Annotated in this window: 17 protein-coding genes and 1 tRNA gene; 4 read left to right on the top strand and 14 right to left on the bottom strand. The window is 59.6% G+C overall.

The annotated features are described in order from the left end of the window. The first annotated feature begins 745 nt into the window (after positions 1 to 745). From ONB25_02710 to ONB25_02725, 4 genes are all read left to right on the top strand, one after another. Positions 746 to 1,453 carry a hypothetical protein gene (locus tag ONB25_02710; protein ID MDZ7391796.1) on the top strand — a complete coding sequence of 236 codons (708 nt, stop codon included), beginning with the start codon at positions 746 to 748 and terminating at the stop codon, positions 1,451 to 1,453. Positions 1,454 to 1,679: 226 nt separating this feature from the next. Further along, positions 1,680 to 1,753 (top strand) — tRNA-Val (locus ONB25_02715). Positions 1,754 to 1,829: 76 nt separating this feature from the next. Continuing rightward, complete coding sequence (locus ONB25_02720) at positions 1,830 to 5,663, top strand: glycosyl hydrolase-related protein (protein ID MDZ7391797.1); 3,834 nt, start codon at positions 1,830 to 1,832, stop codon at positions 5,661 to 5,663. 38 nt (positions 5,664 to 5,701) lie between these two features. Then, positions 5,702 to 6,814, top strand: coding sequence for an HAD-IIIA family hydrolase (locus ONB25_02725; protein MDZ7391798.1), 1,113 nt, complete (start codon positions 5,702 to 5,704; stop codon positions 6,812 to 6,814). A 255-nt stretch (positions 6,815 to 7,069) separates the two neighbouring features. On the opposite strand, the gene ONB25_02730 is transcribed toward ONB25_02725, so the two are convergent. The 14 genes from ONB25_02730 to coaE all read right to left on the bottom strand — a co-directional run bounded on the left by ONB25_02730 (position 7,070) and on the right by coaE (position 23,588). Continuing rightward, positions 7,070 to 8,038, bottom strand: coding sequence for an RluA family pseudouridine synthase (locus ONB25_02730; GenBank protein MDZ7391799.1), 969 nt, complete (start codon positions 8,036 to 8,038; stop codon positions 7,070 to 7,072). 18 nt (positions 8,039 to 8,056) lie between these two features. Continuing rightward, a complete protein-coding gene (gene lspA / locus ONB25_02735; GenBank protein ID MDZ7391800.1) occupies positions 8,057 to 8,569 on the bottom strand; it encodes a signal peptidase II in 513 nt (170 codons plus the stop codon). Between the two features lie 15 nt (positions 8,570 to 8,584). Continuing rightward, entirely contained in the window at positions 8,585 to 8,962 is a 378-nt protein-coding gene (locus tag ONB25_02740; protein ID MDZ7391801.1) for a TraR/DksA C4-type zinc finger protein, read from the bottom strand. A 49-nt stretch (positions 8,963 to 9,011) separates the two neighbouring features. Further along, positions 9,012 to 12,158 (bottom strand): isoleucine--tRNA ligase, encoded by a 3,147-nt coding sequence (gene ileS / locus ONB25_02745; GenBank protein MDZ7391802.1) that lies wholly within the window; start codon positions 12,156 to 12,158, stop codon positions 9,012 to 9,014. A 35-nt stretch (positions 12,159 to 12,193) separates the two neighbouring features. Continuing rightward, the gene (locus ONB25_02750; protein MDZ7391803.1) at positions 12,194 to 13,015 is read right to left on the bottom strand and encodes a purine-nucleoside phosphorylase; all 822 of its coding nucleotides are present in this window, start codon (positions 13,013 to 13,015) and stop codon (positions 12,194 to 12,196) included. A gap of 17 nt (positions 13,016 to 13,032) precedes the next feature. After that, entirely contained in the window at positions 13,033 to 13,731 is a 699-nt protein-coding gene (locus ONB25_02755; protein ID MDZ7391804.1) for a hypothetical protein, read from the bottom strand. Positions 13,732 to 13,785: 54 nt separating this feature from the next. Then, positions 13,786 to 14,445, bottom strand: a complete 660-nt coding sequence (locus tag ONB25_02760; GenBank protein ID MDZ7391805.1) for a DivIVA domain-containing protein — start codon at positions 14,443 to 14,445, stop codon at positions 13,786 to 13,788. A gap of 15 nt (positions 14,446 to 14,460) precedes the next feature. Next, positions 14,461 to 15,198 (bottom strand): YggS family pyridoxal phosphate-dependent enzyme, encoded by a 738-nt coding sequence (locus tag ONB25_02765; GenBank protein MDZ7391806.1) that lies wholly within the window; start codon positions 15,196 to 15,198, stop codon positions 14,461 to 14,463. Between the two features lie 89 nt (positions 15,199 to 15,287). Beyond that, complete coding sequence (pfp, locus tag ONB25_02770) at positions 15,288 to 16,574, bottom strand: diphosphate--fructose-6-phosphate 1-phosphotransferase (GenBank protein ID MDZ7391807.1); 1,287 nt, start codon at positions 16,572 to 16,574, stop codon at positions 15,288 to 15,290. Between the two features lie 38 nt (positions 16,575 to 16,612). Then, positions 16,613 to 17,605, bottom strand: coding sequence for a ketoacyl-ACP synthase III (locus ONB25_02775; protein MDZ7391808.1), 993 nt, complete (start codon positions 17,603 to 17,605; stop codon positions 16,613 to 16,615). 21 nt (positions 17,606 to 17,626) lie between these two features. Then, positions 17,627 to 18,631, bottom strand: coding sequence for a phosphatase PAP2 family protein (locus ONB25_02780; GenBank protein MDZ7391809.1), 1,005 nt, complete (start codon positions 18,629 to 18,631; stop codon positions 17,627 to 17,629). A 137-nt stretch (positions 18,632 to 18,768) separates the two neighbouring features. Continuing rightward, positions 18,769 to 20,190, bottom strand: a complete 1,422-nt coding sequence (gene pyk / locus ONB25_02785; GenBank protein MDZ7391810.1) for a pyruvate kinase — start codon at positions 20,188 to 20,190, stop codon at positions 18,769 to 18,771. Between the two features lie 264 nt (positions 20,191 to 20,454). Next, complete coding sequence (locus tag ONB25_02790; GenBank protein ID MDZ7391811.1) at positions 20,455 to 22,896, bottom strand: DNA internalization-related competence protein ComEC/Rec2; 2,442 nt, start codon at positions 22,894 to 22,896, stop codon at positions 20,455 to 20,457. A gap of 38 nt (positions 22,897 to 22,934) precedes the next feature. Further along, complete coding sequence (coaE, locus tag ONB25_02795) at positions 22,935 to 23,588, bottom strand: dephospho-CoA kinase (protein MDZ7391812.1); 654 nt, start codon at positions 23,586 to 23,588, stop codon at positions 22,935 to 22,937. Positions 23,589 to 23,595 lie beyond the last annotated feature (7 nt).

Consider the following 23,595-nt stretch of genomic DNA (forward strand, 5'->3'; position numbering starts at 1 on the left):
ACATGACTTCATTTTCCTTGATATGAGCGGAAAAGCGGACCACTCAATCTTTGTATTGAATTTCAAGTTTCATTTTGACAATCACGAGCGAATGTAACCTTATATTTGCCTCGGCTTTCTGTTCGACTCACTAACTGGAAAAAATGCTTCTATAACGATGTGGGGTGCTCCTGGGGATGCCAAATTTTTTGGCGGTGGGTCTAGTATTGGATTTGGCATTTCTCTTTACATAACTCCAAGCATGAGTCTATTTGGCGACGCAGGTTATCGACTTATTGGATACAATGGTCCAAATAGTATAGAAGGTGCAAGTGGTGTAAGATACACATACGAAGGCGAAGACAGGATTACGGGCGACGGTCTATTTTTGAACGTTGGTATAACGATCACTTTAGTTCAACTATGACATAAATAGAATGGCAATTAACATGCTTGTTTATGACGCCTATTCTCTTGCGCGAGATAATATTGAGTTCGTTCCAACTGTTTGATTTGGCTTACTTCATTTTGTGCAATGCGCGGAAGGACTAAGTCGTAGTACACATTCTCTCTATGAGAGAATGGTGACATCCTTATACTAGCTTAATATGGTAACTAACGATGTACGCAGCCGATGCCGCCAATAACTGGATCCTAGATATTTTGGTCGTGGAGAGAGGTCCTCCTTATTCCAAAGGTTTAGCAGTTAGGTAGCCACACGGTTGATGCACGTTTTAGGTAACCATGGCCAGAGGAGGATGCGGGCATGAAATTAACCAAGAGCCTTAACCCAGCCGCCGCCTTCTTCTTAGCGACGATGCTTTGTGTGACCGCTTCCCTGTCGGGACAGACTAAAGGGGAACTGGCAGCCAACCGATATGTCGATCCAAAAGGATACTTTAGAATTGTTCCGCCGCAGGGATGGTCAATACGAGAATACCCACAGGACCCTAGAGGGAAGGTAGCTTTTATTGCCCCTGATGGTGAGGATTATCTTCGTGTACTTATCAATGTTGTTGACTTCACCACAATTGATGAATTGGTAGAGCGTTGCAAAAATATCGAAAGCCGCATTGGTATCTCTATGAATATCAAGAAAGAGGATTTTGGTGGCAGGCTAGTAGTAAAACGCTCTTTTGAAATGAAAGGACTTAAGTGGTTCACTATTGACTTCTTAGTAGGGTCTGTCGCTCATAATCTTCAGTTTGCAGCTCCTCCTAATTTGTATCAAAAGTATCTACGGGTTGCGATGAAAAGCATGGAGACTTACGAGCCCATCCCAAAAAGCACATCTGAAAAAGACTTCATCGCTTCTCAGGTTGCGAAGAAGCTTCGGTTGGCACAACTTATGATTGACGAAGGCAACTACGAGCTAGCTCTCGATTACATCAAGGAAGGACTGGAGTTTTCTCCTCAAGATGCCAAACTACTAGAACTTAAGAAACAAGTTGAAAGGAAGCTCGGCATAAATTAGAAGAATCCGTCAAATGGCTATTGCTGTCCCCTAACAGTGGCATTAACACAGGGAAAAAAGGCAAAAGCCTTTTGGCTCCGGTTAGTTATGGCAAGCGCTACGCAGCCTTTGCCCAGGGCGTCGTCAAGAAACCCTGCGGGTTTCCCTAGCAGGGCAACGCGCAGGGTTACCATGGATATTTTCCCTTGATTCTCATCCGCCATTTTTCTATCTTTACGCCGTGCAAGGGCGATTAGCTCAGCTGGTCAGAGCGCTGGTCTCACATACCAGAGGTCACTGGTTCAAGTCCAGTATCGCCCACTGAGGAGGAGGTTGCGTGAAAACCGCACCTCCTTTTTTTGTCTGAAGGACACTCGGTCGAAGCGGAGGAGTTGCCGTGCGCAGAAGACTACTAGCGGGAAGCCTTGTGGCCGTATTGGCCGCCGCCGCGCTTGCGCAAGAGCCAGACACATTTGTCCGGCAATGGCTGGTGGCGGGCGCCTTTGCGGTGGATCCTGAACATGAGCCCTTGGGCACCGACCACCTGGGCGGGGAGGCGAATGTGCTCCCACGGCAGGGTGGGCGCGCAGGCGACAGGGACTGGTTCGTAGCCGACGTGGATGCGCGGGGACGGCTTAACTTTGTACGCCTCGGTATCGAACCTCCTGAACAGTCGGTGGTCTATGCCCACGTGTACGTGTTTGTGCCGCAGGAGGTGGAGGCGCGGCTGCTGGTGGGAAGCGACGACGGGGTGGCAGTGCGCGTGAACGGGAACCGTATCCACGAGCACCTGGTGTTGCGCGGCTGGCGAGCAGATCAGGACACGGTGCGCGAGCGCCTCGGCGCCGGGTGGAACACCGTGTTGTGCAAGGTCTTCAACAACCTGGGGGGCTACGCGCTGTCGCTCCGCGTGGTGGGACCGGATGGTGAGGCCATTCCGGGCTTACGGTACGCGGCAGACCGGCCTGATGATTTCCGCCTGGCCTCTGTGCCCTCCTGGTACGAGCTCGAGGAGTTGGGCATCCTCCCGCATGCCCGCTTGAGCGCAGACGGGCGCCTCAGCGCTGTCATCCAGGCGCGCGTTCGTCCCCACGGCACAACACCGGTGGCAGCGCTACTGTGCACGCTTCAGGTAGGTGAGCGGCGCTACCCTGTGCGGCGAACTAAGGAACTCCGCGGTGATCCGCTGGTCATCCAATGGCACGTTCCCCTGCTGGAGCTCCTGCGCCTCCGTCAAAGGAACCAAACCCTGCACGCAGTCATTGACTGGCGCACGGGGAGGATCGCGCGCACATTGGCGGTGAGCAGCGAGCAGGCCTTGGGCCCCGTGTTGGAGGGCGTGGAGATCACCGAGCTCTTTCAGCTCGTCAGGTCAAAGGAGGGCATCCGTGCGGCCGGCGTGGTCAATGTGCCGGAAGAGCTCGCGGTACATGACTTGCGCGTGCGCATAACTCCTCCGGACACGGGCCTGGCGGTGCAGTGCAACGGCGTTCCACTGGCGCGTGTCCCAAGTATACACGGGCCATGGCAGGCGAAAGTGGAGCCGGCGCCAGCGCGCTTTAGCGTGCCGCGTCACCGGGGAGAAAAACGCCTGACCCTCCACTTTACGGCTCCCCCTATCGAAAAAGCTCGCCGTGTATTCTTGGAGCTGGCCTCGGTGGACTATGCATCCTTGAAAGAGGATCTCCGCTTTGGGCAGATCTACAGTCCTGAGGGCGACTTCGGCCAGGCGGCCCTTTGGAAAAACATGGAGGCCGCCTTCTTGGCCGCCGACGCTCCAAGGCTGCAGAAGGCCGTGGAAGAGTTCTACCAAAGGTCACAGGCGATCGCCGAGGCAATGAAGGCAGACACTATCCATGCAGTAGGCAACGCGCACATCGACATGGCCTGGCTATGGCGGTGGCCGGAGACGGTGGAGGTGTGCGAGCAGACCTTCCGGCAGGCCCTGGCGTTCATGGGGATGGATTCGGCGTTCACCTACGCCCAAAGCCAAGCTCAGGCATATGAGTGGATGGAGCGTTTCCATCCTGATGTTTTGGCGGGAATCAAAGCCATGGTGGAGCGGGGGCAGTGGTTGGCCGTAGGCGGCATGTGGGTAGAGCCGGACTGCAACCTCCCCTCGGGTGAGGCCCTGGTGCGGCAACTTTTGTACGGCAAACAGTACCTGCGCAAGACGCTGGGCGTGGATGTGCGCGTCGCCTGGACCCCTGACACTTTCGGCTACGCCTGGACGCTTCCCCAAATCTACAAGAAGAGCGGCATCGACTATTTCGTGACCACCAAGCTGTGGTGGAACGACACCACCCCACCAGAGCAGCAGCTCTTCTGGTGGGAGTCACCGGATGGTTCGCGCATCCTGGCCGTGATTCCGCGCAGCTACGTGGAGGACCTGGACGAGGAGCGCACGTTACGGACCCTGTGTGACTTTGCCAAGGACACAGGGGTGCGACACTGTCTAGTGCTCTACGGAGTCGGGGATCACGGCGGGGGCCCCACGCAGCAGATGCTCGCGCGCTTCGACCACATGGCTCACACCCGACTCTACCCTACGGTGCTAAAGTCGTCGGCCGAGGCCTTTTTCCACGCCGCGGAAAAACACCCGGACCTTCCCGTCGTCCGTGACGAGCTCTACCTTCAGACCCACAGGGGCACCTACACCACCCAAGGGCTGGTCAAGAAGCAAAACCGGCAGATGGAGGCGCTGCTGGAAACGGCCGAAAAGTTCGTCGCTTTTGCTCCATTGCCTTACCCGGAGCCCGAGTTGCGCACGGCTTGGAAAGGCGTGCTGTTTAACCAGTTCCACGACATCCTGCCGGGCTCGAGCATCCCTGAGGTATACAAAGACGCCCACGCCCTGTACGATACCTGTCGGGCGCTTGCCGGCGCGGTACTGGACAGCGCCTTAGCAAAGCTGAGTGCCCAGGCAGATACGCGCGGAGAGGGGTTCCCCCTGGTCGTGTTTAACCCCCTGTCGTGGGAGCGAAATGATCTAGCATGGGTGCGAGTGCCGCCGCACATGTTGGAGCGCGCGTGGGTTGTTGTGGACAAAGCCGGCAAGATGCACGCAGTGCAACCGCACCAGGATGGCCTGCTGTTTGAGGTGAGCGGCGTTCCGGGTATGGGGTTCAAGGTCTTCTGGCTGCGTCCTGCGAAATCTGTGCCCTGGCGCGATTCCCCTCACGCTGAACAGTGGAAGCTGACCAACGGGAGGTGGGAACTGGAGTTCGACCAGAACACCGGCAATCTCGCTTCGCTGCGTGAGGTGACGACCGGGCGTCAGTTCCTGGCTGGGCCAAGCAATGAGCTGCAATTCTTTGAAGACCTGCCCGCCGAATACGACGCCTGGAACATCGGCTACACCGGCAGGGAGTGGCGCAGTGATCCGGCGCCCCAGCTGGAAGTAGTGGCCGAAGGGCCAGTGCGGGCCACGATGCGGGTGGTACGCACCTTCGGCAGCTCGCGATTCGTCCAGGACATCAGCGTCTATCGTCGTTTGCCGCGCATCGACATCGCTACCCGGGCGGATTGGCATGAGACGCACGTATTGGCAAAAGCTGCCTTTTCAGCGGCCGTAAGCGGTCGGGCGGCTACGTACGAAATCCCCTACGGTTGGATACAGCGCACAACCTCCCCCACAACACCCGCCGAAAAGGCCATGTATGAGGTGCCGGCACAAAAATGGATTGACCTCACAGATGACCGGGGGGCAGCCGGCGTGAGCCTTCTCAATGACTGCAAGTACGGCCATGACGTGCGGGGAAACGTGATGCGCATTACCCTGCTTCGCTCGCCAAAGAATCCCGATCCCAATGCCGACATGGGAGAGCATGAGTTTGTCTACAGCCTTTACCCCCATACTGGCGGATGGCAGCAGGCGGAAACCCACCGCCGTGCATACGAACTGAACTGCCCCCTTCGGGTGGTCTGGACCAAGCCCCACCGCGGTGAGCTGGGTACGAGTTGCTCCTTTGTGGAGGTGAACGCCGGCGCAGGAGTAATGCTCACCGCCGTCAAACAGGCGGAGGAGGGGAGCGATTTGGTGCTAAGATTGTGCGAGCTGTTTGGAGCCCGGACACCGGTTACCCTGCGGTTCACACGGCAAGTTCGGGAGGCCTGGGAGACGGACCTGCTCGAGAGGCCTACGGGCGGGGTTCAGAAGGAGGGCAGTGCCGTCGCCGCGCTCATGCAGCCCTTTGAGATAAAGACGCTTCGGGTGCGGTTCGCCCAATAGCGGACTCGCACCAGGTGTGACGGCGGGAGCAGATTGAGATGCGTCTGCGTTCGGAAAAGATCAAGTCCCGAGAAGAGGTGGCATCCCTCTGTGCAGAGGCGCGCGCGCGGGGCAAGAGGGTGGGTTTTACCTCCGGCACATTTGACCTTCTGCATGCTGGCCATGTGGATTATCTGGAGAAAGCCCGCCAAGCCTGTGATCTGCTGGTGGTAGGGGTGAACTCGGACGCATCTGTGCGGGCCTACAAGGGGCCATCGCGCCCCCTGGTGCCTGCTGAGCAGAGAGCAGAGGTCGTCGCCGCACTGGAGTGCGTAGATCTAGTTTTCATCTTCCCGGAACGGCGCAACAAGGTAAATATCCAACTCCTGCGTCCCGACCTGTACATCAAGGCAGGAGACTACCAGCAGTCACAATTGACCTCCAAAGAAGAGGTGGAACGTTACGGTGGCAAGGTTCTGCTGATACCCGTAACCACGCCCGTGTCCACGACGGAGATCTTGGCCAGAGCAGTATCGGCGCAGGCGTCCCCTCAGGCTGTAGTGGAGGTTGCCGGAGCAGTGCACCTCCATCGCCCGCGCCTGAAACCGGCGCCGGCGGTGTTTGTAGACCGCGACGGCACTATCCTGGAGGAAGTCCCCTACCTGCACGAGCCAGAGAAGGCCCGTCTTCTTCCGCTCGTAGGCGAAGGACTGCGCCGCTTTCAGGACATGGGGTACCGCATCGTCGTACTCACTAATCAGGCCGGCATCGGCCTTGGTTATTTCCCAGTGGAAGACTTCTATAGGGTGAACAGCGCGATGCTCGGCCTCCTGCATCAGCATGGGGTGCGGGTGGACAAGGTCTATTTCTGTCCTCATGGCCTGGCTGAGCAGTGTGAGTGCCGCAAGCCGGGGACGGCCCTCCTGCGTCTGGCAGTGGAGCAACTGAATGTAGACCTCAGCCACAGCATCGTCATCGGCGACAGGACCTCGGACGTGGAGACCGCCCGGCGAGCCGGGTGTAGAAGCATCTTGGTGAGGACCGGTGCCGCAGGGCAAGACGGCGAATACTCCGCCACGCCGGACGCAGTGGCAGAGAGCCTGGTTGAAGCGGCGGACATTGCGTTGGAATGGGAACGAGGCCCATCAGGGGAGCCAAGTCAAGCGCTGTAACAAGGCAGGGGTGAGAACGAGATGCACTACCCACTGCACAATCTGAGGGCTTCGCCAACGGGCCGTTTAGTTTTGCGGACGAAGCACAGCGAAGACTGGGCGTCGAGGTCGCGCTGTCTCAGTGTGAGGAAGGTCGTTTGAAGTGGGGGTGAGACGGGAGTGGGCCTTTGCAAAGAGGAGGCTTAGCCCGTTCGCCACGGCCGGCGAGGTCGCGAAACTCACTTGCAGATCAAAAACAAGATGAGGGGTCTCGTATCAAGAAGCCTGTTCCAGCATAGCTAACAGTCGAACAAAGTCGTCCGGCAGGGGAGCCTCGAAGTACATGTGCTCCTTCGAAATAGGGTGGACAAAGCCCAGACTGAGCGCGTGCAGAGCCGGCCGATTGAACTGCTTAAGGAGCTTGACGGCAAAGGCCACGTTTTCGCGGCTGAGGCCGCTAAGCTTCTTACTCCTTCCGCCGTAGGTCGCGTCCCCGAAGACAGGGTGCCCGATATAGGCCATGTGGACCCGGATCTGGTGGGTGCGGCCTGTTCCCAGCGTCAACCTCACCAGGCTGAGCAGACGGAATTTCTCCAGCACCTCGTAGTTGGTCACCGCGAGTTTACCCTGCCTTGACACGGTCATGCGCAAGCGGTTCTTGGGGCTCCGGCGCAACAGCGTTTCAATGCGGCCTGTGGGCACGCGGAAATGTCCCCAGACCACCGCGCGATACTCACGCTGAATCTGCCTCGTGGCGAATTGCTGCGAGAGACTCACATGGGCCTCGTCGCTCTTGGCCACCACCATTACCCCCGAAGTCTCCTTGTCCAGACGGTGCACGATCCCGGGTCGTTGTACGCCGCCGATCCCTGACAAATGTTGGCAATGAGCCAGAAGGGCGTTGACCAGAGTGCCGGTGTAGTTGGCAAAGGCCGGGTGCACGACCATCCCTGCTGGCTTGTCCAGCACCAACAGATGCTCGTCCTCGTACAGGATGTGCAAAGGGATGGCTTCAGGCAGGATCTCCAGCTTCTTTGGCTCAGGGACGGTGACTTCTATCAGCTCCTGCGGGCGGACGCGGTGGCCCGGCTTACTGGTAGCGCCGCCAACCTTGACGTTGCCTTCCTGGATGAGGCGTTGGATGCGAGCACGCGTGAGGTGCGGAAGCTCTTGATGAAGAAACCTATCGAGCCGCTGGCGTTCATGCTGAGTGGGGACGACTATGGTGTAGTGGGTAGGCGACATTGTGGAGCAATGTGCAGCTTACACAGCCGGCCCCTCGGCTGTCCGCTTCCGCGGCGAGTGAGAGGAGCTGTCGAAAAGGACCAGCGCGATGAGCACGACGATGCCGATAGTCACGGCGGCGTCTGCCACGTTAAAAACGGGCCAGCGGCTCATGAGAAAATCAGGAAAGTCGACGTCAATGAAATCCACCACTTTGCCGAAAAGGAGACGATCGGTGAGATTGCCCAGTGCGCCGCCAAAGGTAATAGCCAACGCGACCTGCTCGGTGGTGCCTGCTGAGCGGCTGCGGAGCATATAAACGAGCAGCATCATGCTCACGAGCGCGATCAGCGCGGTAAAAAGTGGACCGCCTCCGACCCGAATACCGAAAGCAATGCCCGGGTTCTCGACGTAGGTCAACCGCACCAGGTCACCTATGATCGGAATGGGACGCTCACGGGGCAGCCAGGCCCGGGCGATCGCCTTGGTTGCCTGATCAACGACAAAGACCAGGGCCGCGTAGCTGAGAACCTTCAGTCGTGTTGCAGTCAACGACTCCTCGCCAGGCTACTGACGCTGCTTCTCCTCTTTGGCTTTGCACTCCACGCAGAGGCGAACGTGGGGCACCGCTTCCAAGCGCTCTTTGCCTATGTCCTTGCCACACTGGACACATTTGCCATAGGTGCCGTCAGCAATTCGTTCTAGTGCTTGGTCCAGGTGGTAAAGCAAGTTTCCTTCGCGAGAGGCGAGAAAGAATGCCTTCTCCCGTTCCATGGTGTCGGTGCCCTGGTCGGCCATGTGGAAGGAGTACGAGGAGTGGTCCCCGGTGGCCTCCTTGAGAGTCGAATTTAGCCCCGACTCCTTTAGCCTCTCCAGTTCCTTGAGCAGCTCCTCTCGTTTTCGGAGGATGAGTTTCTTGAAGTACTCGAGCTCTTTTTTGGTCATGGTTTCCTCCGCCCTGAACACATCATGTGTGCGAAGCACCCACCGCCCTTCACTGATCGGTCACTCGGCTCACGCCGATGGTTACGAGGCTGTTGCCAATGGGCCAGGTTTTCACGTATTGGCCCTTCACCTCCGGAAGCACGATCTCTTTGGCCAATGTCTCCGCGCGAATATAGTCGGCCAGGCAGGAGATGGCCTTGGCCAGCTTACCTTGCGCGTCGCAAGAAATGATGATGCGGTCCACCACGTCAAACTTTGCCTCCTTGCGCGTGTTCTGGACCCTGTTGACGAACTCACGGGCGAGTCCCTCCAACTCCAGTTCTTCCGTCAAGGTAGTGTCGATGGCCACAGTCAAATCGCCTTCACTGGCGACCACCATGCCGGGCGCCTGGTGCGCGACAACCTCAACGTCTTCAGGGGTGATGGTCACGACCGCACTATCCACTGGCAGATCAAGGGAGCCCTTGTCGAGGAGAGTGGTGATCTGCTGCTCGCTAAGGGAACGGATTGCCTGCGCCACGTTGTTGACGCGGGCCCCAAACTTTGGCCCCAAGACCCGAAAAACCGGTTCCGCCCGGCGCGTTTGCAAAGCCGTGGCGTCGGACACGAATTGGACGGCCTTGACGTTGAGCTCCTCCAGGAGGAGGTTTTCCATGCCATTGAGCAGGGCTTGTTTTCTGCCTGCAGGGTCGACGACCACCAAGCGCGGCAAAGGCTGGCGCACTTTAACCCCCGCTTGATTGCGGAGTGCGCGCCCGACTAACACGATCTGCCGCACAAGGCCCATGCGCAGTTCCAATTGTTCATCCCACAGCTCGCAAGGCTCTTCGCCCGGCGTGGGGTAACGGTCCAGATGGACGCTTTCCAGCAGCGAAGAGTCACCGCCCTCCCGCAGCCTGAGGTACAATTCTTCTGCGACAAAAGGCACAAACGGCGCAGCCAAGCGCAGGGTAGTCAGCAGCGCCTCGTACAAGGTCTGGTAGGCCGCCTGCTTATCCGGCCCCATTTCGGATTTCCAGAACCGACGGCGCGAGCGGCGAACGTACCAGTTAGAGAGGTCGTCGATGACGAACTCGCCGATGCGACGCGCCGCGCGCGACAGCTCATACTGCTCCAAATCCTCATTTACCTGCCGGACAGTGCTGTGCAGAGTGGAAAGCAGCCATCGGTCCAGCTGCGAGCGCTCGCTGACGGGGAAACGTTCGGGCCCAGGCCGGAATCCGTCCACATTCGCATAGAGGGCAAAGAAGTTGTAGACGTTGACCAGGGTGTCCAAGAACTTGTTCTGCGCCTCGGCTACACCGGCAGGATCAAAGCGCGTGGGCAACCAGGGAGCGCTCGCGGTGAGCATGTACCAGCGCAAGGCGTCGGCCCCCTCTCTATTGAGATGATCGAAGGGGTCCACTGTGTTGCCCAGGTGTTTGGACATCTTCCGCCCTTCTTTGTCCAAAATGAGCCCCAACGAAACACAGCTTTTGTACGCGGGCTTGTCGAAGAGCAGCGTGCTCAACACCAGGAGCGAGTAGAACCATCCGCGGGTCTGGTCAATTCCCTCCGAAATAAAGTCCGCCGGAAAATGCTGCGCAAAGAGCTCTTTGTTTTCGAAGGGATAGTGGAACTGGCCGTAGGGCATGGCGCCGGAGTCAAACCAGCAGTCGAGCACCTCCGGTGTCCGGTGCATCTTCCCGTTGCAGGCCCGACACGCAAAAGTCACCTGGTCAATGTGGGGTCGGTGGAGGTCAATGACCTCGCGCAGGCCGCCGCGCTCCATGAGGGCAGCCACGCTCCCGATGCACTCCTGCTCCCCGCACGAATCGCAGACCCAAATGTTCAGCGGTGTACCCCAAAAACGGTCGCGTGACAAGGCCCAGTCGACGTTGTTTTCCAACCATTCACCAAAGCGCCCTTTGCCCACCTCCGGTGGGTACCATTTGATCTCGTTGTTATGCTTGATAAGGGCATCCTTGAAAGCCGATGTGCGCAGGTACCATGACTTACGCGCGTAGTACAGCAGAGGTGAGGCGCAACGCCAGCAAAACGGATAGCTGTGCCGGATGCGCTCCTCCTTGTAGAGGAGCCCCCGCTGCCGCAAATGCTCAATAATCAGCGGGTCCGCGTCTTTGACGAACATTCCTGCCCAAGGGGTAATCTCGGCCGTGAAGCGTCCGCTCTTGTCCACCGGCTGCAGCATGGGAAGGTCGTACTGCTCCCCCACCTGGTAGTCTTCTTCACCGAACGCCGGCGCAATGTGCACGATCCCGGTGCCTTCCTCCGTGCTCACGAAATCCGCAAGGATGGTGTAATAGGCGCGTTTTTCCGTGCTCAGGTAGCGGAACAATGGCTCATAGCTTAGGCCGGCGAGCTCCTCGCCTCGGACTTTCTCTTCGATCTCATAGTCGCCGTCGAGCGAAGAAAGGCGGTCCAGCGCCAGAATCAAGTGCTCCCCGCGATGGTTTACCTTCACGTAGGAAAGGTCAGGGTGCAAAGCCAGGGCGACGTTGGAGAGCAGCGTCCAAGGGGTGGTCGTCCACACCAAGAAGTAGGTGTTTTCCTGTCCCGCCACAGGCATCTTCACAAAGATAGACGGATCCTCCACCTCCTCATAGCCCTGGGAAACCTCGTGGCTGGAGAGGGGAGTCTCACACCGCGGGCAATACGGGAGGATCTTCTGACCCTGGTAGAGGAGACCTTTGTGCCAAAACTGCTCCAGGATCCACCACACAGTCTCGATGTAGTCGTTGGTGTAGGTGATGTACGGGTTTTCCAGGTCCACCCAGAAGCCGATGCGCCGGGTCATTTCGTCCCAGTCTTCCTTGTAAGCGAAGACTGATTTGCGGCACTCTTGGTTGAACCGCTCGATCCCGTAAGCGATCACCTGGTCCTTGCGTTGGATGCCCAGCTTTTTTTCGACCTCGATTTCCACAGGCAGGCCGTGGGTATCCCACCCCGCCTTCCGCTCCACCCGGTACCCCTGCATGGTGCGCCAGCGGCAGACAAAGTCCTTCACCGTGCGGGAAATCACATGGTGGATGCCCGGTCGCCCGTTGGCAGTTGGGGGCCCCTCGTAGAACACGAACCTATTGGCCGGGTCACGCGACTCCACGCTCTTGTGGAAAATGCGTTCTCGTTCCCAAAAATCAAGAATCCCTTTTTCTAACTCCGGGTAATTGACCCGGCCGGAGAACTCTTTATACATGCTCAGCTACTCCATGCCCGCGGCAGTGCGGGTATTCACATTCGCTCAATAACCTTGCGCATGATGATGGTCAACTTCGGTTCCGCTTGCTTAGCAAAGCGGAGAATCTCGTTGATGTCAGCCGGCTTCAAACAGTCGGCAAAGCACGCGTCTGTAATGACCGACAGCCCCAGCACCCGCATGCCCCCGTGTACGGCCACGATTACCTCAGGGACGGTTGACATCCCCACCACGTCGGCGCCTATGGTGCGCAAGAAGCGGTACTCGGCAGCAGTCTCCAGTGAGGGGCCAATCATGGCCACATACACCCCCTTCTGCACCCAGATTCGCTCTTCCATGGCCACCTGCTCGGCCAAGGCGATGAGGGCACGGCTATAGGGCTCCGACATGTCGGGGAAGCGTGGACCGAACGACTCGTCGTTGACCCCTCTGAGCGGATTGTCTCCCAGCAGGTTGATGTGGTCAGTGATGATGACAATCTGCCCTGGGCGGAAGAGGGGGTTGAGGCAGCCGCTTGCCGACGAGACCACCAGTGTGTGCGCACCCAGATGCTTCATGAGACGCACCGGATAGGTGATCTGCTGCATGCTGTAGCCTTCGTAGTAGTGGAACCGCCCCTGCATTGCCATCACCCGCTTGCCGCCGAGGGTGCCGAACAGCAGCTTACCAGCGTGAAACTCCACCGTGGAGCGGGCAAAGTGGGGAATCTGCTCATAAGGGAGGATGGCATCCGTTTCAATCTCGTTGGCCAACGCCCCCAATCCCGTGCCCAAGATGATCCCCACCTCAGGTTCTATTTGCGTGTGCTGTCTGATGAAAGCCGTGGTTTCTTCTAGCTGCTGCCGTAGTCCCTGCATGGGCACAACCCTTTTGCTCAGCGTGGTGGTCTTGGTTTCCCTTCTTTTTGTGCTTCAAGCTGTTTGCGGAGCGCCTCGATCTCGCGCTCTTGGGTCTCTTGCTCTCGTCGCAGGCGTTCCAGCTCTGCTTCCACCTGCGCCTTCCTCGTCCTTTCAGCTTCCAGCTCCTGTTCGGCCGCAATGGCGCGCTCGCGTCTGATCTGCTGAATGGCCAGCTGTCGGTCCCTGTTGTCGCCCTTATGGGCGAAGAAGAGGGCCCCGATGGCTGTGCCGACGGAGGTCACGGCAATGCGCAGCGTATTGTCCGTCGGGTCCTCCTGCAGGCCGCGCTGTAACATGGAGCCCGTGTAGAAGCTGATGCCGAAGCTCAAAGCCGTGCCGCCCAAGGCGTGGAGAAGGAGCTGGCGATGCCCCTTGACCGCGGCGATCTCGCGCTCAGAAATGGGCAACCCTGCTTCATCATAAGCCCCCGGTTTGCGTTTGAGGGCGATGATGTCTCCCTTGCTCACGCGGAAGGCGCGGCCGTGTTCGTCACGGATTACAAGGTAGGTGTCGTCGTTTGCGACTATCTCGCCCTGCACGGCGCTTCCAGACTTCAAGGTGACCTGCACGGTCTCCTGTGGTCTGACTTGTTCTTGGGTAACTGCGGTCCAGTGCGCACATCCCAGCGTGGCGCTGAGCAGCGCCGCCATCCCGGCCCACCACACACCTTTCATGCTCACTCCTCCCTGATGCTGCCCGCCAGCGCACTGGCACGGGGCTCTTAGTTCTCAGATGATAAACTCGTCACTCAAGCGTCCTGGCGGTGGTCCTGAGGGCTTCGGCTGAGCTGCGGGCTGCTCACCGGCGGCAGGCGTGGCCGGCTGCGACGACTCCTCCAGGCCCACAATGCGGGGCTCCGGTGCCGGCTGTGCCTCGTGCTGTTCGCTTGGCTCTTCCTCCTCGTTGTCCAAGGCGGCCCGTACGCGTTTCAGATCCAGGTCGTCACTGCTCAGTACATCGAGGAGCTCAACCTGGGCCTGCAGGAGCTGCTTCAGTCGTTTCACGAATGACGCCTTCTCCGCGCGTAGCATCACCAGCTCGCTTTTCAGTTGCTGCAGCTGGTTGCGGGCTTCCTCGACGATCTCTTCGGCGCGCAGCTCTGCCTCGCGTACGATCAGCTCCGCCTGACGGCGAGAGGCCTCACGGGACTCGTTGAGGTTCTGCTGCGCGTTCATGAGGGTTTCTTGCAGGGTCTTTTCTACCTGCTGATAGTCGCGCAGCTGGGTGCGAAGCTTGACCACCTCCTCATTAAGGGCGTTCCGTTCCCGGAGCAGCGTCTCGAACTGCTCAGCGACCATGTCCAGGAACATCTCCACCTCGTCGACGTCAAAGCCCCGCATCGACCGGTGGAACTCCTGCTTGCGAATCTCCAGTGGCGTCAGTCTCACCGTCGCGCCCTCCGCTCAACTGCAGATGCGTTGCACGTGATCGGGCTGTTGACCCACCGCCCCGTCCGTGCGCGGGCCGAAGATGGCCCTGCCAATGCGCACCATTGTAGCCCCTTCTTCCACCGCCACCTCGAAGTCATCGGTCATGCCCATGGACAAGTGCCGCAGCTGGACATTGTCGATGCCGCGGCGGTCAATTTCTTCTTTTACTTGGCGCAAAGTGACGAAGCAGGGGCGGACGAGCTCTGGGTCAGGTAGGAGGGCACCGACCGTCATCAGGCCCATGACCCGCACACCAGGAAGGGCAGCAATGCGGGCCACCAACTCCGGTGCCTGTTCGGGGGGTACGCCAAACTTAGACGATTCCCCGGAGGTGTTCACCTCGACAAACACTTCCACCCGGCGCCCACAGGCAGAGGCGCGTCGGCTGATCTCCTCGGCCAGATGCAGGCTGTCCACCGACTGGATCAGGTCGAAGCACTCCAGCGCCCGCTTCACCTTGTTAGTCTGCAGGTGCCCCACCATGTGCCACGCCACCCCTCTGCCAATGGCCTGCACCTTCGGCCAGGCCTCTTGTACCCTGTTTTCCCCAATGACGGTGACCCCGGCGGCAATGGCCTGGCGGATGCGTTCCACCTCCACCGTCTTGCTCACCGCCACGACAGTCACTTCGCGCGGGTCGCGGCCCACTCTGGCGCAGGCGGCGGCAATGCGCTCCCGCACCTTGCGGACATTGTCCTCAATCGCCGTCATGCCTTGCCGATGAGGGCATTAAATATACGCCATTCGCCCAGCAAAAACAACAAGAAATTTGTCCTCGTCCAGACCCGTCACAGCCGCCGTCAGGGGATTGCCACGTGGGCGAGACGTTGTCTAAGCTGCTCCGGGCTTTCCTTTGCGTGTCGGGCCATCTCCGCCAAAAAATCGCTGTCTTCTAAGTCTCGGCCCCGCAGGCGCACCATGTATTCGAGTGCCACTTGATAGGACTCGGTGGTTACATCTACCAAGCGCAACCTAGCCTTGCCGGTGGCCGGATCCAGCACGTCCTCAAACTTTACCGGCAGTAGCTTTCCCCCCTTGACACAAACGAGGGCGCTGTCGCGGTGCGCAGGTCTGCTGCTCAGCAGATAGCGCACCGCGCTGTAGCCCAGGTCACGCGCGTATTCACAATCAAACGGAATGGGGTCGGCGCACCGCAGCACGTAGCCGATGTTGATTTCCACAATCTCGATCTCCTCTTTGCGAGCCGCAAAACGGCTCTCCAACTGGAGCTTGAGGATCTTGCCCAGGTCCACTTCGCTAAGGCAAATGTTGCCGTAAGGGTCATATCTGATCACTATTCCCGGGATTGCCTCAAGCTCGGCTCGTGTAAATCGTTCTGCCAGCCCTTCGGCGACTACTGCCACCCCGTGCTCGTGCCCCATGGCGCGGCGCTTTAGGATCGCTCCTTCCAGTACGTCGCAGACCGTTTGCACGCTAATGGGACCAGGCGGGAACTCCTCTGAGATTATGGCCAAAGTGGCACCGGCGGCCTTGGCCATTCCCAAGGCAAGATGCCCGGCTTTTCGCCCCATGGCCACGATGATATACCACCGGTTGGTGGTGCGGGAATCTTCCATCAGGTTCTTGACCAACTCGGAACCCAGATGGCGGGCCGTCTCAAAGCCGAAGGTCGGCAAGTTGTCCGGCAGCGGCAGATCGTTATCGATGGTTTTGGGAACGTGCGCGAACTTGATGCTGCCTTGGGCGGCGGCTGCCAGCCGACTCGCCGCGTAGATCGTGTCGTCCCCCCCTATGGTGATGACATGGTTCACGTTCAGGTGGGCAAATGCGCGCAAACAGTTGCCGACCGTGCGCTCATCCTTGGTGGGGTTCACCCGCGAAGTGCGCAAAATGGAGCCACCCGTGAAGTGGATGCGCGATACGTCCCGCATGTGCAGCACGCGCACGTGTTCCCTCAGCTTGTCCAGGTCATCGTCCACCAGCCATTTGAAGCCGTCCATGATGCCGACCACTTCCATATCCGCCTTGCGGGCTTCGATGGTGGCCGCACTAATGACCGCGTTGATGCCAGGCGCAGGCCCTCCTCCCACCAGAATCGCCAGTCGCTTCTTGGCATGCTCACTCATACTACGTTCCACCTCCGGCCGCGAGGGTTCTTTCCTCGCTACCACCTGACCACCGCCGATGCCCAGGTGAAACCTGAGCCGAAAGCCACCAGCACCACATAGTCACCCGGCCGTATGCGCCCCTCACACACGGCCTCGTGCAACGCTATGGGGATCGATGCAGCGGTGGTATTGCCATATTTGTGAATGTTCGAGTAAACTTTCTCCATGCCGCCAAACCGCTCCGCCACCGCTTCTGTGATGCGCAGGTTGGCCTGATGCGGTATGATCAGTGAAACCTGCTCGATGTCGAGATGATTAGCGCGCAAAGCCTCCTCAATCGCCTCACAAAAGCGAACGACCGCATGCTTGAAGACCGCTCGACCGTTCATCTTCGGGTCCATGCTGCCGTCGGTCAGCATTTCCGGCGTCAGCCGTGGCCGGCGTAGGCAGCCAGGATGTTCCATCCACAGCTCCTTGGCGTAACGCCCGTCCGCGTGCAAATGCGTGGACAGCACGCCTGACTCCCCGTCGCTCGGGGTGAGCACTACGGCGCCCGCACCGTCGCCGAAGAGGACGGCGGTATCTCTGCCGGCGGTGCTCAGGTTGAGCCCTATGGACTGCACTTCGGCTCCCACCACCAGCACGCAACGATACATGCCCGTGCGAACGTATTGGTCGGCAACGGATAGACCGTATATGAAGCCGCTGCACTGGTTGCGGACATCGAGGGCCCCGATGTCGTTTATGCCTAACTTGGCTTGCAAAAGACACCCGGAGCCGGGAAACGGGTACTCCGGGCTCAAGGTCGCGAAGATGATAAAGTCCACATCCTCTGGCCGCTTGCCGGCGTTCTCCAGCGCCATAAGACTTGCGCCCAGCGCCAGGTCGGAACTGCCTACCCCCGGCTCGACGAAGCGCCTTTCCGCGATGCCTGTGCGCTCACGGATCCACTGGTCGCTGGTGTCCATGAGCTTCTCAAGGTCGAAGTTGGTCACCACCCTCTCCGGCACACAGATTCCTGTCCCTGCGATGCGCGATAGTCTATTCATACCGGTCCCGTCGTTTTCATCCTATTTTGCCATGGCTGCTGCCCTCGCCAGCGCCTTTCCCTCGCTTTTTCGCAACAGAGGCTCAATTACCTTGGGCAGCAAAAGCCGAGAGGCTACCAAGTACGCTCCCACCACATAGCCCGCGCCAATCAGAAGATCGATGATGTAGTGCTGGTTGAGGTATACGGCGGAAAACCATACACCCAGGGGGTAGAGTGCCAGCAGCGGAAGCGGCCAGCGCAGCCCCTTGTGGGCGAAAAAGGCAATCACTATCGGGTAGGCACCATGAAGCGAGGGAATAGCCGCAAAGTGATTCGGGTTGAATCCGCCCCAGAGGGTGGTGAAGAATCTGGTGCCAATCATGCGATCGACATTGATCAGGGCGCCTGCACCCATGCCCCAGAATGAGGTCTTTGCCGGCTGACCGAAGCCGTGTGCGTACACGTACCAAGGGGGCGCAGCAGGGTAGGCCATGAAGGTGGCCAGCGCGGAAAAGTTCAATACCGTAAGGGTGGCCACAAAAAGATAGAAAAGCCGCCGGTCTTCCCTCGTGTGCCAGAAATACCATCCCAATACGATGGGGAGGCCGAAGTGCAGGGTGTAGAAAAGGCCTCCGGAGGCATCCAAGAGCTGACGCACCGGGGAGTTGCCGAGTGCCCCTTGCCACTGCTGGAAAAAGAAGCAAGGGATCTGGCCACCGAAGAGAGGGCCGAAAAGGGCCAGCTCCACCCGGTATGGCAGGGCTACATTGATTACCCCGCGCACTGAGTCCGCCACGCCGCGCATCATGTCGTAGGCCGTCCAGAACACGATAAAGGGGCTCCAATCGATAAGAAAGCGCTTCCCCTTCTCCTTGCCAAGGAGAGTGGCAAGTATCAGGAGAGCCACAAAGGCGTGATCGGGGCGGACGCGGATGACCTGGTTTATGGCAATGAAGTAGAGGACGACCCCCACGAGCACGTACACCCGCCACCGTCGGGATGGCTTGCGAAAATACTGGTGCGCCCGCAAGAAGATTCCGCGCATGAGCCTCCTTCTCCCTTTTCACTGTTCACACGCTCAGAAATCTATAAAGCAAGGCTGAGAAAAACAAGGCGATTTGTCCCTCAGCCGGCGGCTGGGAGAACGGGTGCTCCTTGCGGCGCTTAGGAAGTGGAAACAAGTTACCCGTGTACTCGATGCACGGTCAGGAGATTGGTCGTGCCTCGGCGCGGGATGGGGAATCCCATGACCACGACCAGCACGTCGCCTGGCGCAGCCAGCCGGGCGGCGCACATGCGAGCGTCAATGAGCTCCAGCAGCTCGTGCAAGTCGTCAGTGAAGGGGAGCACGAGGGGGCGGACACCCCAAACTAGTTGCAGGAGGCGTTGGGTTGTCACCTCCGGCGTAAAGGCGATGATAGGAGCGCCAGGGCGGTACTTGGCGATCATGCGTGCCGTGTACCCGGACTGGGTGAGCGTCACAATGGCCCGTGCCTTGAGGTCACTTGCGGCGCGGCAGGCAGAATCCGCTACCGCGTCGGCCACGGAGTGCTTCTGGCGCCGCTGGGGAGAACCCTCTGCGGTACTGAAGGGGGCATGAGCCTCCGAGGTCCGAACAATCCGTGCCAAAGTTGCCGTCACTTCTACGGGCCGAGCACCGGTGGCCGTCTCCGCGGTGAGCATTAACGCATCGACCCCCTCACCGATGGCGTTTGCCACGTCCGTAACCTCGGCTCTCGTAGGGCGCGGATTAGTGCGCATGGACTCTAACATCTGCGTGGCGACGATGCACGGCACTCCGGCCTGCCGGCAGCTTTGCACCACTTGCCGCTGCACCATGGGCACTTGCTCAAGAGGCAACTCAACCCCAAGGTCTCCACGTGCCACGATCACCGCGTCGCTGACGGCAATGATCTCCTCGAGCTCCGCAAGCGCCTGCGGCTTCTCGATCTTCGCCACCACACTCGTGGGAGCGTTGTGCTGAGCGATGATTTCCCGCACTGCCTGCACGTCAGCCGCGCGGCGTACAAAGGAAACAGCTACATAGTCTACCCCGTGAGCCAAGCCAAACAGAAGATCCGCACGGTCCTTCTCGGTCAGGGTGGGCGAGGAGACGTTAACCCCGGGCAAATTGATCCCTTTGTGACTGGTGACCGTACCGCCCTCGAGCACGCGGCAGCGGACATCTGGCCCTTTTGTGCCCAGCACTTTCAACTGAACGAGCCCGTCGTCGATCAGGATTTTGTCACCGGGGCGTACGTCTTTCGGCAGGTCAAGATACGGCGTGGAGAGGGTGCCGGGGGCCGCTTCTTGGCTGGAGGCGCTGAGAATCACCTCCTGTCCGCGTCGCAAAGTCATTGCGCCGCCTGGCACGCGCCCGATGCGTAGCTTTGGCCCCTGCAAGTCCTGCATGATAGCCACAGGCACCCCGGCCTGTTCTGCTGCCCGGCGGATCAGGGTGATGGCCTTGGCGTGCTCTTCCTGTGTACCGTGGGAAAAGTTGAGGCGCGCCACGTCCATCCCTGCGCCGATCAGCTGCGCGATCGTCTTCTCCGAGGTGCTGGCCGGTCCGATGGTACAACAGATCTTCGTCTTCCTCACCATTCTTCTCCTTGCTGGTCGACTCATCGTTAGGTACCTCGTATCTCATTCACACCCGTGGATAGGTCGTGGCTACCACGGAACCGCCACGCGCCGGGCGGTCTTACGCCTTCTTATGTTGCCATGGGTGCCCTTGGCGGCACAGGCCCCCGATGGAATTGATAGTGCTGTGTCTCGAGTGAATTGCCGTCCCCTGAAGCACCCGGCGGCGCTGCTGCCTTTGGAGGCCTTTCGTAAACACCACGTGGCTCCATGCCTCCTATCCCATCACCATGACAACAGCTCGTGCAAGGGAGGAAACTTGGACCTCCATCGCACCAGCTGCCATTGTTGGCCGTTGCTGGTCAGCACAATCGCCCCTTCCTGGTCGGTGCGCATCACTCTGGCCCCGGCCTTCTGGAGGCGTTGGAGAACGCTGCGCGAAGGGAGGCCGTGCGGATTGCCGGCTCCCACCGAGACGACTGCCATCTCGGGTCTCACCGCCTCTAGAAACTGCTCCCCGGAAGACAGATTGCTGCCGTGATGTCCCACCTTGAGCACCTGGCTTCGTAGCAACCCACCATAGCGGAGCAAGGCCTCCTCTGCAGGGATTTCGGCATCCCCCATCATCAAGATGCGCGTCGGACCATAGGCAACAAGGAGCACGGCGGAGGTGTTGTTCACGCCGTAGGGCGGGGGGCTGTGGCCTCCCACGAAACGGGGAGAAGGATGGAGCACAAAGACGAGGGCTGGATCCCAACCGCTCAGTTCGTCGCCCGCCTGGATCTCCTGCTGCGGCACGTGCAGACTGTCCGCGAGGCGGCGCAGCTCCCGGAACAGAGCGGCTGTATCGCTCTGGGCAGGGGCGTAGAGCTGCCGCACCCGTAACGAGCGAAGAAGATGAGTTGCCCCTCCATAATGGTCGCTGTGCGGATGGGTAATCAGCAGCCCGTCCAAGCGGCGCACACCTTGCTTGCGCAGAAACGGTTCCACCACTGTCCGCCCGGCATTCCAAGTTGAATCGGCAGGCCCAGCGTCCACCAGCAGGGTCTTTCCGCTGGGGAAACGGATGCAAGTTGCGTCCCCCTGGCCCACGTCAAGTATGGTGACCTGCAACAACCCTCGCGGGCGGAGCGCGTCGGCCCACACCGCGCAGCAGGCAACTGCCACCAAAAGCTGCACGGCTCGGCTACGCCACCGCGCATCGCGCGCTAGGGCTAAGCCCAATAAGGCATAATAGGCAACCGCGTGCAAAAGGCGAGGCTGGTGATAGCCAACATAGGCCCAGGGCAGATTCCCCATCCACTCCACTCCGCGCAAGAGAGCCGTCAACACCAGCCAGTTGCAGGCGGCATAGAGCTTGGCCAGTGGCCAGCATAGAGGCGCCAGCAGTACGGTCGTGTACCCCAGTGCCACAACAAGCCCCACTGCCGGAACGACCACCAGATTGGCAACGAGCGACAGGAGGGGCACCCGCGCAAAGTAATAGGCGGTCAGGGGCAATGTACCCAGTTGAGCGGCCATGGAGACCAACAGTAGTGGCACCACCGCGGTGGCAAGGAAGCTGTTGCGTTCCACCGCCCGCAAAAGAGGCGCGCCCCACAGCTCCTGCAGCCGAGCGTAGAGTGAAACAATGGAGGCCACTGCCGCAAAGGACAACTGACATCCAGCCTGGAAAAGTTCGAACGGGTTCACCAGGAGCACAATCAGGCCGGCGACGCCCAAGCTGTTGTACACGTTCGTCCCCCTTCGCAGGGAGGTGCTTAGCAAGAGCACCCCGGCCATAATGGTCGCACGGACGACTGGGGGTCGCGCCTCAGTAATGAGCACAAAAAGCACCAGCACCACGCACATAGCCACCGGTCGAATCGCCACGGGCACGCGCAATACGCGGGCCACGGCATTTACAATGAGCACTACAAACCCAACGTGCAATCCGCTGACGGCCAGCACGTGGACTACCCCCGTGTTGGCAAAGGCTTGGCGCAACTCGAGGCGGATTTCTCCTCTCTCCCCGACCAGCAGCGCCTTGAGGAAAGCTGCCTGGTCTCCTGTGAGCGAGCGGTCAACCGTCCGGACGATTCGTTCCCGGAGCGGATAGACGACCTTGCGTAACAACGCGGAGCCGTGCCCGCTGCCCAGGAACCGCACGTCCTCCGGAACGCGGCACTTGAACAAAGCGTGGATACCCTGCGCGCGTAAGTATTCTCGGTAGTCGAAACCGCCTGGGTTCCGACTTTTCGGGGGCAGAGTCAGTACCCCTTGCACCTCGAGGGAATCACCGTACCGAATCGGGCAGTAGTTTGTGGGCACGCGCAAGAGTACCTTTCCCTGCACGCGGACAGCGCCGGTGGCCACAACGACCTCTGAGGCTTGGACTTTGACCAATGCGTAGTCTTGTCGCTGGTCTGGCGCGGAGATAGCAACCCCTCGCAGCAAGGCCACCTGGCCCTCCCCTTTGGCCAGATGCACAATGTGGCTCCGAGAGTGCGTCACTCCTGCTGTCCAGAGGTAGCGCAGTGCGCCAGCAGCCACCAGGGCCACGAGCAGGGCGTAGCCAATCACGCCCTTGGCCCGTGGCACGAAAAGCAACGCCCCAGAGACGACGAGCCAGGAACACAGTCCCCACAACATCACGTGAGCCGGAACTACCTCTTCCAACCCATAACGGGCAATGACCACGCCTGCCGCGAACGCAAGGCAGGCAAAGAGGGCAGGTTTTCCCCTCATCGTGACCTCTACCGCAACGAGGTCCGCTTGGGCCTACTTCAACTATCAGGGCATCGTGAGCCTAAGGTTCTACGCACCCTTTCTTGCAACCATGCATGCAGCACCCGGACCTCTTTGCGCAGAGCCCAAATCGAACCGGTGTTGTACACCACATAATCGGCCAAGCGAAGTTTTTCCTCCAAAGGCATCTGCGCCGCGATGCGCCGCAAGATTTCCTCGTCCGGTAGCCCGTTGCGCTGTCGGATGCGGGCAATGCGCTCTTTGAGGGGCGCGTAGACGACCACCAGCGCGTCCAGGTGACCCACCAAGTCCGCCTCGCCCAGGAGGGCGCCATCCACGACCACAATCCTGTGCCCACTCTCGAGCAGGGACTGGACGTGGGCATCAATGCACCGACGCATGGGTGGGTGGATGATTCTGTTGAGACACTGGCGGGCATCGGCATCGGAAAACACGATGCGCGCCAATTGCTCTCTAAGCAGACGGCCATCCGGGCCGAATACCCTTTCGCCGAAGGTCTGGCGCAGGGCAGCGCGTACCGTTTCATCGTGGGCGGTGAGCTGATGCCCCACGGCATCGGCATCGATCACCGGAAGCCCGTAGCGCCTCAACAGCCTGGCCACCACCGACTTGCCGCTGCCAATGCCGCCGGTGAGCCCCACCACTATTCCACCTGAGGCAGGCGGTTCCATCTCCGCC

It is taken from the genome of candidate division KSB1 bacterium (assembly GCA_034506335.1).
Lineage (GTDB): Bacteria > Zhuqueibacterota > Zhuqueibacteria > JANLFK01 > Oleimicrobiaceae > Oleimicrobium.

Bases quoted from the DNA above. Each gene is read 5' to 3' on its own strand.
- ONB25_02710 (MDZ7391796.1), top strand. From the start codon at position 746: ATGAAATTAACCAAGAGCCTTAACCCAGCCGCCGCCTTCTTCTTAGCG.
- ONB25_02725 (MDZ7391798.1), top strand. From the start codon at position 5,702: ATGCGTCTGCGTTCGGAAAAGATCAAGTCCCGAGAAGAGGTGGCATCC.
- ONB25_02730 (MDZ7391799.1), bottom strand. From the start codon at position 8,038: ATGTCGCCTACCCACTACACCATAGTCGTCCCCACTCAGCATGAACGC.
- ONB25_02740 (MDZ7391801.1), bottom strand. From the start codon at position 8,962: ATGACCAAAAAAGAGCTCGAGTACTTCAAGAAACTCATCCTCCGAAAA.
- ileS (MDZ7391802.1), bottom strand. From the start codon at position 12,158: ATGTATAAAGAGTTCTCCGGCCGGGTCAATTACCCGGAGTTAGAAAAA.
- ONB25_02750 (MDZ7391803.1), bottom strand. From the start codon at position 13,015: ATGCAGGGACTACGGCAGCAGCTAGAAGAAACCACGGCTTTCATCAGA.
- ONB25_02755 (MDZ7391804.1), bottom strand. From the start codon at position 13,731: ATGAAAGGTGTGTGGTGGGCCGGGATGGCGGCGCTGCTCAGCGCCACG.
- ONB25_02765 (MDZ7391806.1), bottom strand. From the start codon at position 15,198: ATGACGGCGATTGAGGACAATGTCCGCAAGGTGCGGGAGCGCATTGCC.
- pfp (MDZ7391807.1), bottom strand. From the start codon at position 16,574: ATGAGTGAGCATGCCAAGAAGCGACTGGCGATTCTGGTGGGAGGAGGG.
- ONB25_02775 (MDZ7391808.1), bottom strand. From the start codon at position 17,605: ATGAATAGACTATCGCGCATCGCAGGGACAGGAATCTGTGTGCCGGAG.
- ONB25_02780 (MDZ7391809.1), bottom strand. From the start codon at position 18,631: ATGCGCGGAATCTTCTTGCGGGCGCACCAGTATTTTCGCAAGCCATCC.
- pyk (MDZ7391810.1), bottom strand. From the start codon at position 20,190: ATGGTGAGGAAGACGAAGATCTGTTGTACCATCGGACCGGCCAGCACC.
- ONB25_02790 (MDZ7391811.1), bottom strand. From the start codon at position 22,896: ATGAGGGGAAAACCTGCCCTCTTTGCCTGCCTTGCGTTCGCGGCAGGC.
- coaE (MDZ7391812.1), bottom strand. From the start codon at position 23,588: ATGGAACCGCCTGCCTCAGGTGGAATAGTGGTGGGGCTCACCGGCGGC.